General features: G+C 59.9%; 13 protein-coding genes. 11 read left to right on the forward strand and 2 right to left on the reverse strand.

The window, feature by feature from the left end:
• Positions 1-132 precede the first annotated feature (132 nt).
• The 3 genes from BLV61_RS07650 to BLV61_RS07655 all read left to right on the forward strand — a co-directional run bounded on the left by BLV61_RS07650 (position 133) and on the right by BLV61_RS07655 (position 4023).
• Positions 133-1422 (forward strand): M18 family aminopeptidase, encoded by a 1290-nt coding sequence (locus BLV61_RS07650; protein ID WP_047531698.1) that lies wholly within the window; start codon positions 133-135, stop codon positions 1420-1422.
• A gap of 193 nt (positions 1423-1615) precedes the next feature.
• Positions 1616-1792, forward strand: a complete 177-nt coding sequence (locus BLV61_RS31280) for a hypothetical protein (protein ID WP_167361786.1) — start codon at positions 1616-1618, stop codon at positions 1790-1792.
• A gap of 77 nt (positions 1793-1869) precedes the next feature.
• Positions 1870-4023 carry a mechanosensitive ion channel family protein gene (locus BLV61_RS07655; protein ID WP_090463978.1) on the forward strand — a complete coding sequence of 718 codons (2154 nt, stop codon included), beginning with the start codon at positions 1870-1872 and terminating at the stop codon, positions 4021-4023.
• Positions 4024-4074: 51 nt separating this feature from the next.
• Here the strand turns inward: BLV61_RS07655 and BLV61_RS07660 are convergent, their stop codons facing one another.
• Positions 4075-4788 (reverse strand): UTRA domain-containing protein, encoded by a 714-nt coding sequence (locus tag BLV61_RS07660; RefSeq protein ID WP_047531705.1) that lies wholly within the window; start codon positions 4786-4788, stop codon positions 4075-4077.
• Between the two features lie 372 nt (positions 4789-5160).
• Here BLV61_RS07660 and BLV61_RS07665 point away from each other — a divergent pair, with 372 nt between their 5' ends.
• The 6 genes from BLV61_RS07665 to BLV61_RS07690 all read left to right on the forward strand — a co-directional run bounded on the left by BLV61_RS07665 (position 5161) and on the right by BLV61_RS07690 (position 10517).
• Positions 5161-6225, forward strand: coding sequence for an ABC transporter substrate-binding protein (locus BLV61_RS07665; protein ID WP_090463981.1), 1065 nt, complete (start codon positions 5161-5163; stop codon positions 6223-6225).
• A gap of 106 nt (positions 6226-6331) precedes the next feature.
• Positions 6332-7138 (forward strand): alkaline phosphatase family protein, encoded by an 807-nt coding sequence (locus BLV61_RS07670; protein ID WP_047531711.1) that lies wholly within the window; start codon positions 6332-6334, stop codon positions 7136-7138.
• A 5-nt stretch (positions 7139-7143) separates the two neighbouring features.
• Positions 7144-7980 (forward strand): ABC transporter permease, encoded by an 837-nt coding sequence (locus BLV61_RS07675; protein WP_161793951.1) that lies wholly within the window; start codon positions 7144-7146, stop codon positions 7978-7980.
• Positions 7967-8767 carry an ABC transporter permease gene (locus BLV61_RS07680; protein WP_047531714.1) on the forward strand — a complete coding sequence of 267 codons (801 nt, stop codon included), beginning with the start codon at positions 7967-7969 and terminating at the stop codon, positions 8765-8767. Before BLV61_RS07675 ends, BLV61_RS07680 begins: the two co-directional genes overlap by 14 nt.
• Complete coding sequence (locus tag BLV61_RS07685; RefSeq protein WP_047531715.1) at positions 8764-9753, forward strand: ABC transporter ATP-binding protein; 990 nt, start codon at positions 8764-8766, stop codon at positions 9751-9753. The genes BLV61_RS07680 and BLV61_RS07685 overlap by 4 nt, the downstream gene beginning before the upstream one ends.
• 110 nt (positions 9754-9863) lie before the next feature.
• Positions 9864-10517 (forward strand): HAD family hydrolase, encoded by a 654-nt coding sequence (locus tag BLV61_RS07690; RefSeq protein WP_090463984.1) that lies wholly within the window; start codon positions 9864-9866, stop codon positions 10515-10517.
• Positions 10518-10623: 106 nt separating this feature from the next.
• Here BLV61_RS07690 and BLV61_RS07695 read toward each other — a convergent pair whose 3' ends face one another.
• Positions 10624-11586, reverse strand: coding sequence for a zinc-binding dehydrogenase (locus tag BLV61_RS07695; protein ID WP_090463987.1), 963 nt, complete (start codon positions 11584-11586; stop codon positions 10624-10626).
• A 138-nt stretch (positions 11587-11724) separates the two neighbouring features.
• On the opposite strand from BLV61_RS07695, the gene BLV61_RS07700 reads away from it, so the two are divergent.
• Both BLV61_RS07700 and BLV61_RS07705 read left to right on the forward strand, forming a co-directional pair.
• Complete coding sequence (locus BLV61_RS07700) at positions 11725-13806, forward strand: carboxy terminal-processing peptidase (RefSeq protein WP_167361787.1); 2082 nt, start codon at positions 11725-11727, stop codon at positions 13804-13806.
• Between the two features lie 131 nt (positions 13807-13937).
• Positions 13938-15728, forward strand: a complete 1791-nt coding sequence (locus BLV61_RS07705; protein ID WP_047531722.1) for a bifunctional diguanylate cyclase/phosphodiesterase — start codon at positions 13938-13940, stop codon at positions 15726-15728.
• Positions 15729-15852: the final 124 nt, after the last annotated feature.

Genomic DNA, 15852 nt, shown 5'->3' on the forward strand with positions numbered 1-15852 from the left:
CCTGTGGGAGCAAGCTCACTCCCACAGGGATCTCGTCCAGATTCAATTTCGGTGACCAGCCGCACCATCAGTGCGACGCCATTTACCAGGCCAATACGTTAAACTGGCGCCATTGCTGTCTGGAGTTAGCACATGCGCGAAGAGTTGAACCAAGGCCTGATCGACTTCCTCAAGGCCTCCCCCACCCCGTTCCATGCCACCGCCAGCCTTGTTCAGCGTCTGGAAGCAGCGGGCTATCAGCGCCTCGACGAGCGCGAGCCATGGAATACCGAGACCAATGGCCGCTACTACGTCACCCGTAACGACTCTTCGATCGTCGCGATCAAGATGGGCCGCCACTCGCCACTGCACGGCGGTATTCGCCTGGTGGGCGCCCACACGGACAGCCCTTGCCTGCGGGTCAAGCCGCAGCCGGAACTGCAGCGCCAGGGTTTCTGGCAGCTGGGTGTCGAAGTCTATGGCGGCGCACTGCTGGCCCCCTGGTTCGACCGTGACCTGTCCCTGGCTGGCCGCGTGACCTTCCGTCGCGACGGCAAGGTCGAGAGCCAGTTGATCGACTTCAAGGCACCGATTGCGATCATCCCGAACCTGGCCATTCACCTCAATCGCGAAGCCAACATGGGCTGGGCGATCAACGCCCAGACCGAGCTGCCGCCTGTGCTTGCACAATTTGCCGGCGACGAACGCGTGGATTTCCGCGCCGTGCTCACCGACCAGCTCGCCCGCGAACACGGTCTGAACGCCGACGTCGTGCTTGATTACGAGTTGAGTTTCTACGACACCCAAAGCGCCGCCGTCATCGGCCTGCATGGCGACTTCATCGCCGGCGCGCGCCTGGACAACCTGCTGTCGTGCTACGCCGGCCTGCAAGCGCTGCTCAACGCCGACACTGAAGAAACCTGCGTATTGGTCTGCAACGACCACGAAGAAGTGGGTTCCTGCTCGGCCTGCGGCGCCGATGGCCCGATGCTGGAGCAGACGCTGCGCCGCCTGCTGCCCGAAGGTGATGAATTCGTACGGACCATTCAGAAATCCCTGCTGGTCTCGGCTGACAACGCTCACGGCGTGCACCCGAACTACGCCGACAAGCATGACGCCAACCACGGCCCGAAACTCAACGCTGGCCCGGTGATCAAGGTCAACAGCAACCAGCGCTACGCCACCAACAGCGAAACCGCCGGGTTCTTCCGCCACCTGTGCATGGCCGAAGAAGTGCCAGTGCAAAGCTTCGTGGTGCGCAGCGACATGGGCTGCGGCTCAACCATCGGCCCGATCACCGCCAGCCACTTGGGGGTGCGCACCGTGGACATCGGCCTGCCGACCTTCGCCATGCACTCGATTCGCGAACTGTGCGGCAGCCATGACCTGGCACACCTGGTCAAAGTGCTGAGCGCGTTCTACGCCAGCCGCGAACTGCCGTAACCCCTGGAAAACGTCGCGGGCAAGCCCGCCCCCACAGGATTCGCATTCACCTGTGGGAGCGGGCTTGCCCGCGATGACGCCAGCTCATTCAACGCAAAGTTCATGATTGCAGTGGTTCATTTCTGATACACATCATCCCGCCCCACCAAAAGCCACCTAAACTTTAACCATCGCTTTCGACAAGGCAGTCGCCATGATCTCACTCTCTTCGTTCCACGCCATGCTGATCCCGATTCTGACCGGGATGATTCTGCTGGCCGTCGGCTTCAATTTTCGCGACAAGAATCTCGGCGTGTTCGCCATGTGGATCGGTATGCTCACCATCCTCGCCACCGTGGTGTTCAAGATCCTCGCCAAACTCAACGAATAAATCCTCCCCCCGACTCGCATTGATTTTCGCGGGCTCGTACACTCGATCGACCCGCTCACCCCGAGGTTGACCGCCTAGTGTTCGCTCGCCTGCTCGCCCTACCGTGCCTGTTCCTGCTCTGCCTCATGACGCTGCTGCCGATGGCGCCTGCCCAGGCGGTCGGTCTGCCAAGCCTGCTCAGCCCGGCGAAAACCCAGCCCGAGGCACAGGAACCCTTGGGGCAATCCTTGGACGAAGTGATCAAATCACTGGAGAACGATCAGCAGCGAAACCAGCTACTGGCGGATCTGAAGAAGCTGCGCGACGCCGCGAAAAAGGCCCAACCCATCACCGAAGAGGGCGTGCTGGGCCTGATTGGCGGGACCCTGGCCAGTCTCGGAAAACAGTTTTCCGAAGCCGACAGCCCGATCACCCGTTGGTCCAACGAGTTCGACCTGGCCACGGACGAACTGATGGCACTGGCGCTGCCGGCCAATGAATGGCTACCCATCGCTTTCGCCTTCGCCATGATCCTGATGGTCTGGAGCCTGCTGGCGGCAGCGCTGATCTGGATCAGCCATCGGGTGCGCATGCGCTTCGGCCTCACCGAAGAACTGCCGCAACACCCCAAGGCCCTGGACATGCTGCGTTTCGCGTTGCGAAAACTCGGCCCCTGGCTGATTGCCTTGGTCATCACGGTGTACATGAGCTACGCGCTACCCTCGTCGTTGGGCAAAAGCCTGGCCATGGTGCTGGCCTATGCGCTGGTGGTCGGCACCTGTTTTTCCGCGATCTGCGTGATCGCCTTTTCCTTGCTCGAAGGTCCGCACCGCCACCGCGCCTTGTACATCCTTCGGCATCAGGCCTTTCGGCCGTTGTGGCTGATCGGCAGCTTCGCCGCATTCGGTGAAGCGCTGAACGACCCACGACTGAGCGACAGCCTTGGCAGACATTTGGCGCACACCGCCGCGACGTCGGCCAATGTATTGGCCGCGCTGTCCACCGGCTTGTTTATCTTGCGATTCCGTCGGCCGATTGCCCACTTGATCCGCAATCAGCCGCTGTCCCGGCGCCTGACCCGCCGCGCCCTTAGCGATACCATCGAAATTCTTGGCACCTTCTGGTACGTGCCGGCACTGGTGCTGGTCGGGATTTCCCTGTTCGCCACCTTTGTCTCGGCTGGCGATACCAGCACCGCACTGCGTCAGTCGCTGATCTGCACCGTGCTGCTGGTGCTGTGCATGGTGATCAACGGGCTGGTGCGCCGCCATGCCCTCAAGCCGCAACGCGGCGTGAAGCGCCACGCACTGTACTCGGAACGCCTGAACAGCTTTTTCTACACCCTCACCCACCTGTTGGTGTGGCTGGCGTTCATCGAACTCGGCCTGCGGGTCTGGGGCATGTCGCTGATCCGCTTCACTGAAGGCGAAGGCCATGAGATCAGCGTCAAACTGTTCAGCCTCGGTGGCACGCTGATCTTTGCCTGGCTGATCTGGATTCTCAGCGATACCGCCGTGCATCACGCCCTCACCCGCTCGCGCAAAGGCCTGGCCAATGCCCGTGCGCAAACGATGATGCCGCTGATTCGAAACGTGCTGTTCGTGGCAATCTTCATCATCGCGCTGATCGTCGCCCTGGCGAACATGGGCATGAATGTCACGCCGCTGCTGGCCGGTGCCGGCGTGATCGGCCTGGCGATCGGTTTCGGTGCCCAGTCGCTGGTGGCCGACCTGATCACCGGGCTGTTCATCATCATTGAAGACTCCCTGGCCATCGATGACTACGTCGACGTCGGCGGCCACATGGGGACGGTCGAAGGCCTGACCATTCGTACCGTGCGCCTGCGGGATATCGACGGCATCGTCCACACCATTCCGTTCAGCGAAATCAAAAGCATCAAAAACTATTCACGGGAATTCGGCTACGCGATCTTCCGGGTCGCGGTGCCTGCGAGCATGGATATCGACAACGCGATCAAACTGATGCGCGAGGTCGGCCAGAAAATGCGCACCGATCCGCTGCAACGGCGCGACATCTGGTCGCCGCTGGAGATTCAGGGTGTGGAAAGCTTCGAGTCCGGCAACGCGATTCTGCGCGCCCGCTTCAAGACCGCGCCGATCAAACAATGGGAAGTGTCCCGGGCATTCAATCTGTTGCTGAAACGGCATCTGGATGAAGCCGGGATGGATCTGGCCACCCCGCGGATGAGCGTGCAGGTCATCACGGCCGGTGGTGGACCACAAAAGGAATGAACGCGGCCGGTCCAGGGCTTGTCGCTTTAACCTTGCAGCTCGAGGCTACCCTTAGACCACATCCACCCCGACATGAATCGCATCATGTCGCCAGAACTCCAGATCGCAGTCGATCAAGCGTTCATGCTGATCGTAATTGACCCGGGCGATGCGCAAGCCCGGGCTGCCCACCGAAACGCGCAAAGCCGCCGCCGCATCGGCCGACAACGCGGTCGGCACAATCTCGAAGCGCACCCGGCCATAGTGCAAATCGTAGTGTCGCGCGTACAGCTCGGTGATCGACTGATTCAGATCGAACGCCAGAATCCCCGGAAAATACTGCGGATTGAGGTAGTGCTCCACGTACAACACCAGCCGCCCATCGATACGCCGTGAGCGACAAATCTGAATCACGCTCGACAATGCCGGCAGTTGCAACCAGGCGCAGACCGCCGCGGATGCCGGCTGCAATCGCGCCGAAATCACTTCGGTAGACGGCACCCGCCCCTGGGCGCTGACCATCGCGTGAAAGTGACTGCGCTGCATCAGGTTGTAGGCCAGACGCGGCGGCGAGACGAACCAGCCCCGTCGCTCTTCGCGGTAGATCTGCCCCTGGGCTTCCAGTTGCAACAAGGCCTCACGCACGGTGATCCGCGTGGTGCCGAACAACTCACTGAGTTTTCGCTCGGCCGGCAATTTGCTGCCTGGAGCCAATAGCCCGTGGTCGAGCTGCTCCTGAAGCACCTGGCCAATGGCTGTCACCGCTTTTGTTGCCTCGTCGCGCATCAATGTTACCTATCTGGACTAGACCAGCACTGTTTCGGGGCGGAACCGCACGACAAATCGGTTCAATCAACGTCCTGCAAGCGTAGGCAGTGCAGATGACTGAGAGATGACAACCTACCGAACGGTCATCTCAAACGTGAGCCAAGGGTCGATTGGAAACCTGCAATTCACCGGCCAAGTCCCCTGTGTAGCGGGCCCTTGCCCATGGTCTACGCTTACCGGGCACCCTCCAATACCGTGCGAATAAAAGTCTTGCAGGGCGACGAGCGACATCAAAGTGTCATCGAGCCCGCTTAAATTGGCTCAGGTATTGCTGACCTAGACCAAAACAATCGCAATCGCAGCGTTGAAAACGCCCATAGGAGCTTCGGAATGAAACAGCTTTTCCTGGCATCACTGTTAGGCTCGACCATTGCCATGTGCACCGCCGCCATGGCGGCTGATGATTTGAAAACCCTTGAAGCCGCTGCGAAAGCGGAAGGCGCAGTGAATAGCGTCGGCATGCCCGATGACTGGGCCAACTGGAAAGGCACCTGGGCCGACCTGGCCAAGACTTATGGCCTCAAACACATCGACACCGACATGAGCTCGGCACAGGAAATCGCCAAGTTCGCTGCTGAAAAAGACAACGCCAGCGCCGACATCGGCGACGTCGGTGCTGCCTTCGGCCCGATCGCGGTCAAGCAAGGCGTGGTGCAACCTTACAAACCGACGACCTGGGATCAGGTTCCGGACTGGGCCAAGGACAAGGACGGCAACTGGGCACTGGCCTACACCGGTTCCATCGCTTTTATCGTCAACAAGAAACTGCTGCACGGTTCCGATGTACCGACCAAGTGGTCCGACCTCAAGGATGGCAAATACAAGGTCTCAATCGGTGACGTGAGCACCGCCGCACAGGCCGCCAACGGCGTTCTGGCCGCCGCACTGGCCAATGGTGGTGACGAGAAAAACCTGCAACCTGCCCTGCTGATGTTTGCCGATATCGCCAAACAGGGTCGCCTGTCGATGGCTAACCCGACCATCGCGACCATGGAAAAAGGCGAAATCGAAGTCGGCGTGGTCTGGGACTTCAACGGCCTGAGCTACAAAGCGAAGATGGCCAATCCGGATGACTACGAGGTGTTGATCCCGTCCGATGGCTCGGTGATTTCCGGCTACACCACCATCATCAACAAATACGCCAAGAACCCGAACGCCGCCAAGCTGACCCGCGAATACATCTTCAGCGACGCCGGCCAAACCAACCTGGCGCGCGGCAACGCCCGTCCGATCCGTGCCGAACACGTGAAACTGCCGGAAGACGTGAAGGCCAAGCTGCTGCCTAACGAGCAGTACAAAAACGTCACGCCGATCAAGGACGCGGATGCGTGGGAGAAGACTTCCAAGGCACTGCCGCAGAAGTGGAACGAAGAAGTCATTGTCGAAATGAAGTGATGCTGTAGCCCGCCAACTGACGGGCCAATGGAAATCCCTGTGGGAGCTCGCTCCCACAGTGGACCAAGTGAGTTCCGATATCCCGTTTCACGGAGTCATCGCCCCTATGAAGCACAACGTCATCCTTGTCGTGCTCGACGGCCTGAGCTACGAGGTTGCCCGGCATGCCATGGGGCACCTGCAGGCCTACGTCGGCGCAGGACGCGCAGCGCTCTACAAACTGGAGTGCGAGCTGCCGGCGCTGTCCCGACCGCTTTACGAATGCATCCTGACCGGCGTCACGCCGATCGACAGCGGCATCGTTCACAACAACGTCTCGCGCCTGTCCAGCCAGCGCAGCATCTACCACTACGCCAGAGATGCCGGCCTGAAAACCGCTGCGGCGGCCTATCACTGGGTCAGCGAACTGTATAACCGTTCCCCGTTCGTACCTGCCCGGGATCGTCATACCGACGACCCGGACCTGCCGATCCAGCACGGCCACTTCTACTGGAACGATCACTACCCCGACTCGCACCTGTTCGCCGATGCGGAAAACCTGCGCCTGCGCCACGCACCGAATTTTTTGCTGATCCACCCCATGAACATCGACGATGCCGGGCACAAGCACGGTCTCGACACCCCGCAGTACCGCAACAGCGCCCGTTCGGCCGACATCATCATCGCCGACTACCTGCAAGGCTGGCTCGACGCCGGATATCAGGTACTGGTGACGGCGGACCACGGCATGAATAACGACCGATCCCATAACGGCCTGTTGCCCGAAGAACGCGAAGTGCCGCTGTTCGTGCTTGGCGATGCCTTCAGCTTTAATGCCGACGCGGCGCCGAAACAGACGGACATTTGCGGCACGGTCTGCGAGCTGCTGGGCGTGCCCCATGACAAACCTGTGTGCCGGGAGTTGCTCAAGTGAACGCCATGACTCGCGGCAAATGGCTGGCAGCCTTGTGCCTGGTGCCCTTCGCACTGTTCTTTATCGTGTTCGAAATCGCCCCGCTGGCATGGGTGATGATCAACAGCCTGGAATCGGAAGAGTCCGGATGGGGCCTGGCCAACTTCACCAGGATCTTCAGCTCGAAGTTTTACCTGCAGGCGATCCAGTACAGCCTCGAGATCAGCTTCTGGTCCAGCGTATTCGGCATCATCATCGCGGTGCTCGGCGCTTATTCGCTGCGCAGGGTCGATTCGAAACTGCGCAACTTCGTCAACGCCTTCGCCAACATGACCAGCAACTTCGCCGGCGTGCCATTGGCCTTCGCGTTCATCATCCTGCTGGGCTTCAACGGCAGCTTCACCATCATGCTCAAGCAGGCGGGAATCATTCAGGATTTCAACCTGTATTCGAAAACCGGGCTGATCATCCTCTACACCTACTTCCAGATTCCCCTTGGCGTGCTGCTGCTCTACCCCGCCTTCGATGCCCTGCGCGAAGACTGGCGTGAGTCCGCTGAGCTGCTCGGGGCGAACGGCTGGCAGTTCTGGCGCCACATCGGCTTGCCAGTGCTGACCCCGGCGCTGCTCGGCACCTTCGTCATCCTGCTGGCCAACGCCCTCGGCGCCTATGCCACGGTGTACGCCCTGACCACCGGCAACTTCAACGTGTTGCCGATCCGTATCGCGGCGATGGTCTCGGGGGACATTTCCCTCGATCCGAACCTGGCCAGTGCCCTGGCCGTGGTGTTGGTGGCCTTGATGACCCTGGTGACCATCGTGCATCAGCTGCTGTTGAAGAGGAGCTACCATGTCTCGCGCTGAATTGGGCCCCGTCGGCATTTACCATCGGGTGGTGGTTTACCTGTTGTTCGCCATCCTGCTGCTGCCGCTGCTCGGCACGCTTGTCTATTCGATAGCCAGCAGTTGGTCGGCGACCATCTTGCCCAGCGGGTTCACCCTTAAATGGTACGTGCAGTTGTGGAGCGATCCACGTTTCCTGCACGCCTTCGGTCAGTCACTGCTGGTCTGCGTCGGCGCGCTGATCCTGTCGGTGGTGCTGATTCTGCCGCTGCTGTTCGTGGTGCATTACCACTTCCCGAAACTCGACGCGCTGATGAACATCCTGATCCTGCTGCCCTTCGCGGTGCCGCCGGTGGTGTCATCGGTCGGACTGCTGCAGCTCTATGGGTCCGGGCCGTTTGCGATGGTCGGCACGCCCTGGATTCTGATCGGTTGCTACTTCACCGTGGCGTTGCCGTTCATGTACCGGGCGATTACCAATAACCTGCAAGCGATCAACCTGCGCGACCTGATGGACGCCGCTCAACTGCTCGGTGCCAGCACCTTTCAAGCAGCGTTCCTGGTGGTGCTGCCGAACCTGCGCAAGGGCTTGATGGTGGCGTTGCTGCTGTCGTTCTCGTTCCTGTTCGGTGAGTTTGTGTTCGCCAACATCCTCGTCGGTACCCGCTACGAAACCCTGCAGGTGTACCTCAACAACATGCGTAACAGTAGCGGCCACTTCACCAGTGCGCTGGTGATCTCCTACTTCTTCTTCGTACTGGTTCTGACCTGGGCGGCCAATATCTTGAACAAGGACAAAAGCGAATGAGCTATGTCAGCGTCCAACACCTTCAGAAAAACTACGCGGGCACCACGGTGTTCAGCGACATCAACTGCGAAATCCAGAAAGGCGAGTTCGTCACCCTGCTCGGCCCCTCCGGTTGCGGCAAGTCGACGCTGTTGCGCTGCATCGCCGGCCTGACGTCGGTAGATGGTGGCAAGATCCTGCTCGATGGTGTCGATATCGTGCCATTGAGCCCGCAAAAGCGTGGAATCGGCATGGTGTTCCAAAGCTACGCCCTGTTCCCAAACATGACCGTCGAGCAGAACGTCGCCTTCGGTCTGCGCATGCAAAAGGTCAACGCCGACGATAGCCAGAAACGCGTCGCCGAAGTGCTGAAACTGGTCGAGCTGAACGACTTTGCCTCGCGCTACCCGCATCAACTGTCGGGTGGCCAATGCCAGCGCGTGGCCCTCGCCCGCTCGCTGGTCACGCGACCACGCCTGTTGCTGCTGGATGAACCGCTGTCGGCCCTCGATGCGCGAATACGCAAGCACTTGCGCGAACAGATCCGTCAGATCCAGCGTGAATTGGGCCTGACCACGATCTTCGTCACCCACGATCAGGAAGAAGCCCTGACCATGTCCGACCGTATTTTCCTGATGAATCAGGGAAAAATCGTACAGAGTGGCGACGCCGAAACCCTGTACACCGCACCGGTGGATGTATTCGCGGCCGGGTTCATCGGCAACTACAACCTGCTGGACGCCGATGCGGCCTCGAAGCTGCTGCAGCGGCCAATCAGCCATCGCATCGCGATTCGCCCGGAGGCCATCGAGCTTAGCCTCAATGGCGAGCTGGACGCACAGGTACGCAGCCACAGCCTGCTGGGCAACGTGATCCGCTACAGGATCGAAGCCCGGGGTGTGGAGTTGGTGGTGGATGTGCTCAACCGTTCGGCGTCCGATTTGCATCCCGATGGTCAGCGTCTGGCGCTTTCCATCGATCCGACGGCGCTGTGTGAGGTAGCTTGAAGGCAGCGCCAAGCTTCAAGCTGCTAGCTTCAAGTTGTAGACTGAAGCCCCCCAAATCCACTTCTTGCAGCTTGTAGCTTTAAGCTTGAGCTGTTCCCAGAGAGAACCCGATGGCCCTGGCAATTTTTGATCTGGACGAAACCCTGATCCACGGCGACTGCGCCTCGCTGTGGAGTGAACAAATGGTCCGCCTCGGCTGGGTCGACGGTGAATCCTTCCTGCGTCGAGACAAGGAATTGATGGACGCCTACGGCCGCGGCCACCTGGCAATGGAAGACTACATGGCCTTCAGCCTTGAGCCGTTGGTCGGCCGCACGCCGGAGGAGATCGAGCACCTGGTCGGTCCATGGGTCGAAGACGTCATCGAACCGATCATCTTCAGCGGCGCCACCCGGGTCATCGCCGAGCACCGCAAGCTCGGCGATCGCATTCTGGTGATTTCCGCCTCGGGCACCCACCTGGTGCGACCGATCGCCGAACGCCTGGGCATCGACGAAATACTCGGCATCGAACTGGATGTAGCGCACGGGGTTTACTCCGGCAAAACCGTGGGCACCCTGACCTACCGCGAAGGCAAGATCACCCGGCTTCTGGAATGGCTGGATGCTGAAGAGGAAAACCTCGAAGGCGCGAGTTTCTATTCCGACTCACGCAACGATTTGCCGTTGCTGTTGAAGGTGGATTTCCCGCATGCGGTCAATCCGGATCCGGTGCTCCTCGAGCACGCAAAGAAAGCGGGCTGGCCGATCCATCTCTGGAAATGACAACGACTCCCCTATGGGAGCGTGGCTTGCCCGCGTTTCAGGCGACGCGGTGTCTCTGTCAAACCGCGCCATCGTTCATCGCGGGCAAGCCACTCTTCCACAGGATTCAGTTCAAGCTTTCGTCGATCACCAACACCACCTTCCCTTCCACCTTGTTGCTCGCCAGTTCCGCGAACGCCGCTTCCGCGTCCTTGATCGCAAAAGTCTTGGCCAACTGCGGACTCAAGCGTCCTTCAGCAAACAGCGGCCACACATGCTGGCTCAAGTCGCTGAGCAGATCGGCCTTGAACTGATCGTCGCGACTGCGCAGGGTCGATCCCAGCAACTGCACGCGCTTGGACAGCACCTGAGCCAGATCCAGCTTCGCCTCGCGACCGCCCATCAGGCCAATCAACACCCAGCGCCCATCCTGCGCCAACAGTTTGAGGTTCAACGCCGAATAGTTGCCGCCCACCGGGTCGAGGATGACATCGAACGGCCCCAGGTCGCGCAAGCTCTCCAGGTCGGTGCTGCGCACCACGCCACCCTGGGCACCGAGCGCCTCGCAATAGGCCAGGCGTTCGGCGGAGCCCACGCTGACCCAGCACGGGTTACCAAAGGCTTTGCACAACTGAATGGCAGCTGAACCAATTCCACTTGCTCCAGCGTGCAACAGCACTTTTTCACCCGGCTTGAGCCCGGCGAGTTGAAACAGGTTCAACCAAACGGTCGCATACACTTCCGGCAACGCGGCTGCTTCAGCCAACGACACTCCGTCGGGAACCGGCAACACATGCCGTCCGTCGACAACCACCTCTTCGGCCATGCCGCCCCCGGCCAGCAAGGCGCAGACCCTGTCCCCCAGTTGCCAGGACGAACCCGGCCCGACCTCGCTGATCACCCCCGAACACTCTAGACCGAGCACCTGGCTGGCCCCCGGTGGCGGCGGATACAAGCCCGCTTTCTGCAACAAATCGGCGCGATTGAGACCTGCCGCAGCGACTCGAATGCGAACTTGTCCCACATCACATGCCGGACTCGGCTCTTCTACCCACTCCACTTGACCTTCAACGCCTTGCAATGCTTTCACAGTGCCTCCATAGTGAGTCTGGACTGAGCCCGTAGCTGTAGCACCGGGCTTTTTGCATTATGCGACCGGCCCTTGTGGAACCGGCGACTTCAAAGACGGCCTAATATGCGTTATCAATTGTCCCCGCGTCGAATCAACATGAAGCGTTTGTTCCCCAGCACCGCCCTCGCCCTATTCATCGGTATCGGCCTGTTGCCGATGTCGAGCAGTTCTTTCGCAGCCAACAGCTGGGACAAGCTTCAACCTGATCGCGACGAAGTCATCGCCAGTCTGAACGTCGTGGAGTTGCTCAAGCGTCACCATTACAGCAAACCGCCGCTCGACGACGCGCGCTCGGCGATCATCTACGACAGCTACCTCAAACTGCTGGATCCGTCGCGCAGCTACTTCATGGCCAGCGACATCGCCGAATTCGACAAGTGGAAGAACCAGTTCGACGACTTCCTCAAAAGCGGCGACCTCAACGCCGGGTTCACCATCTACAAGCGTTATCTGGACCGCGTCAAATCGCGTCTGGATTTTGCCCTGGCAGAGCTGGACAAGGGCGTCGACAAGATCGACTTCACCACCAAGGAAACCTTGCTGATCGATCGCAAGGACGCCCCTTGGCTCAAATCCACCGCAGAACTCGACGACCTGTGGCGCAAGCGCGTCAAGGACGAAGTGTTGCGGCAGAAGATCGCCGGCAAGGATCCCAAACAGATCCAGGAAACCCTGACCAAGCGCTACAAGAACCAGTTGGCGCGTCTGGACCAGACCCGTGCGGAAGACATCTTCCAGGCTTACATCAACACTTTTGCCATGTCCTACGACCCGCACACCAACTATCTGTCGCCGGATAACGCGGAAAACTTCGACATCAACATGAGCCTGTCCCTGGAGGGCATCGGCGCTGTGTTGCAGAGCGATAACGATCAAGTGAAGATCGTGCGCCTGGTGCCGGCAGGGCCGGCGGACAAGACCAAACAGGTTGCACCGGCGGACAAGATCATCGGCGTTGCACAGGGCAACAAAGAGATGGTCGACGTGGTCGGCTGGCGCCTGGACGAAGTGGTCAAACTGATCCGCGGCCCGAAAGGCACCGTGGTGCGCCTGGAAGTGATTCCGGCCAACAATGCGCCGAACGACCAGACCAGCAAGATCGTGCCGATCACTCGCGAAGCGGTGAAGCTGGAAGATCAGGCGGTGAAAAAATCGGTCCTCAACCTGAAACAGGATGGCAAGGACTACAAGCTCGGCGTTATCGAGATTCCGGCGTTCTACCTGGACTTCAAGGCATTCCGTGCCGGTGATCCGGATTACAAGAGCACCACCCGGGACGTCAAGAAACTGCTGACCGAGTTGCAGAAAGACAAGGTCGACGGTGTGGTCATCGACCTGCGCAACAACGGCGGCGGCTCCCTGCAGGAAGCCACCGAGCTGACCAGCCTGTTCATCGACAAAGGTCCGACCGTGCTGGTGCGCAACGCCGATGGCCGCGTCGACGTCCTGGAAGATGAAAACCCGGGGGCGTTCTACAAAGGTCCGATGGCGTTGCTGGTCAACCGCCTGTCCGCTTCGGCCTCGGAGATTTTCGCCGGAGCCATGCAGGACTACCACCGCGCCCTGATCATCGGCGGCCAGACCTTCGGCAAAGGCACCGTACAGACCATCCAGCCGCTGAACCATGGCGAACTGAAGCTGACCCTGGCCAAGTTCTACCGGGTTTCCGGCCAGAGCACCCAGCATCAGGGTGTATTGCCGGACATCGATTACCCGTCGATCATCGACACCAAGGAAATCGGCGAGAGCGCCCTGCCGGAAGCCATGCCGTGGGACACCATCAAAGCCGCGATCAGGCCTTCGGTCGACCCGTTCAAACCGTATATCAGCCAGCTCAAATCCGAGCATGACGTGCGCACGGCCAAGGACGCAGAGTTCGTGTTCATTCGCGACAAGCTGGCCCTGGCGCAGAAACTGATGGCAGAAAAAACCGTCAGCCTCAATGAAGCCGACCGTCGCGCCCAGCACACCGACATCGAAGCCAAGCAACTGGCCATGGAGAATATCCGTCGCAAGGCCAAGGGCGAAGAGCCGCTCAAAGAGCTGAAGAAAGAAGACGAAGACGCCATCGCGGCCGAGCCGGACAAGACCAAGCCAGAAGACGACGCCTACCTGAGCGAGACCGGGCGCATTCTGTTGGACTACCTCAAGCTCAACACCGCGGTAGCCAAGCACTAAGATGATGGCAATTTAATGCTGATGCTCTGCGGAGCGTCATCAAACAGTCATCATTCTGTCGTGAAATAAGGACCGGGCGTGCTCTCTTACCAAGAGCCCGCCCGGTCCTTTTTTTATCGCCAGAGATCGCCATGACCACAACAGAACAGCTGAGTGCGTTGAGTTCAATCCTGACTCAAAGCGGTTTGCACAGTCTGTTCCAGCCGATCATTTGCCTTTCTGAACGACGGATTCTGGGCTACGAAGCCCTCAGTCGGGGCCCGTCCAACAGCCCGCTGCACTCCCCTATTGCATTGTTTGCCGTCGCCCGCCAGGCCGGACGCTTGAGCGAACTGGAAATCGCCTGCCGTGAAAGCGCCTGTCGACGCTTCAATGAACAGCAACTGCCCGGCAAGCTGTTCCTCAACGTGTCCCCGGAATCCCTGCTCGAAGCCGCGCACCAACCCGGCCGCACCCTGCAACTGCTGGACGATTTCGGCATCCCGCCGAGCCAGGTCGTGATCGAACTCACCGAACAGACTCCCACCGACGATTTCGAGTTGCTGCAAACCGCCCTGCATCACTATCGGGCGATGGGTTTTTCCATTGCCCTGGATGACTTGGGTGCCGGCTATTCGAGTTTGCGTCTGTGGTCCGAGTTACGGCCGGACTATGTGAAGATCGACCGGCACTTCATCGATGGCATACACCAGGACGCCCTCAAGCGCGAATTCGTCGGCTCGATCCTGCAAATCGCCAAAGCCTCACGCGCACAGGTGATCGCCGAAGGCATCGAGTTGCCGGAAGAGCTCGCGGTGCTGACGGAAATGGGGGTCGACCTGGTCCAGGGCTATTTGCTCTGTCGACCGCAAGAGCATCCGCCCCGGGATGCCCGCCCCTTGATGCCGCGGCAGGACAACACCGCCGTGGTGTTGAACGACGACGGCAGCGACCTCAGCGCCCTGCTCAACGACCAACCGGCGGTGACGCGCGACACACCGACGGCCACGGTACTGGAAGCCTTCCGCCGCCAGGCCAATCTGAATTCGCTGGCGGTACTGGATGAGCACGGCCAACCGTGTGGCATCGTCCACCGCCATTCACTCTCCGACGCCCTGCTCAAGCCGTTTGCCACCGATCTGTTCGCCCGCAAACCCATCAGCCGCCTGATGAACGATGACTTCCTCGCCGTCGAGGTGAGCCAGTCACTGCAACAGGTCAGCCGCCTGATCACCAGCCGCGCCCGCCAACGCATCGAAGAAGACTTCATCATCACCCTCAACGGCGGCTACCTGGGCCTGGGCCGGGTGATCGACGTACTAAAACTGATTACCGAACTGAAAATCCAGCAAGCGCGCTACGCCAATCCCCTGACCCTGCTGCCAGGCAATGTGCCGATCCAGCAATGCCTGACGCGGCTGCTGCAACAGCAACGGGAATCGATGATCTGCTACGTCGACATCGACAGCTTCAAGCCCTTCAACGATATCTATGGTTACGGCCGTGGTGATGAAGTCCTGTTATGCCTGGCGCAATGCCTGAACGACCGCGTCGACCCATCCCGCGACTTCGTCGGCCATATCGGCGGCGACGACTTCCTGCTGGTGCTCGGCCCGGAAGACTGGCGCAAGCGTTTGAATCAGTTACTGGAGGACTTCCAGAGCCAGTGCCGACGCTTCTATCGCAGCGAACACCTCGAAGCCGGCTGCTTTATCGCGCCCAATCGCCAAGGCCTGCGCCAGGAGTTCCCCTTGCTGTCCCTGTCCATCGGCGTGGTGCATTTGCATCCACAGGTTTGCGGCCAACTCGATGCCAGCCAATTGGCCGAGATGGCGTCACAGGCTAAACACCACGCGAAGAATGTGCAGGGGTACAGCGTGCATTTAATCGACAGCCTGGCGGTGTCGGAGAAAGAGGATGTGCTGCTTGCCGGGCATCGATGAAGGGTCTGACGCCATCGTGTCCCACAGGGGAATGCTGAATCACACGAATTGTGCGTCTTCAATAAATCCACTGTGGGAGCGAGCTTGCTCGCGATGCCGCCCGCCGGAACAACACGATTTTGGA

The sequence above is a fragment of the Pseudomonas mohnii genome (assembly GCF_900105115.1).
In the GTDB taxonomy this organism is placed as follows: Bacteria; Pseudomonadota; Gammaproteobacteria; order Pseudomonadales; family Pseudomonadaceae; genus Aquipseudomonas; species Aquipseudomonas mohnii.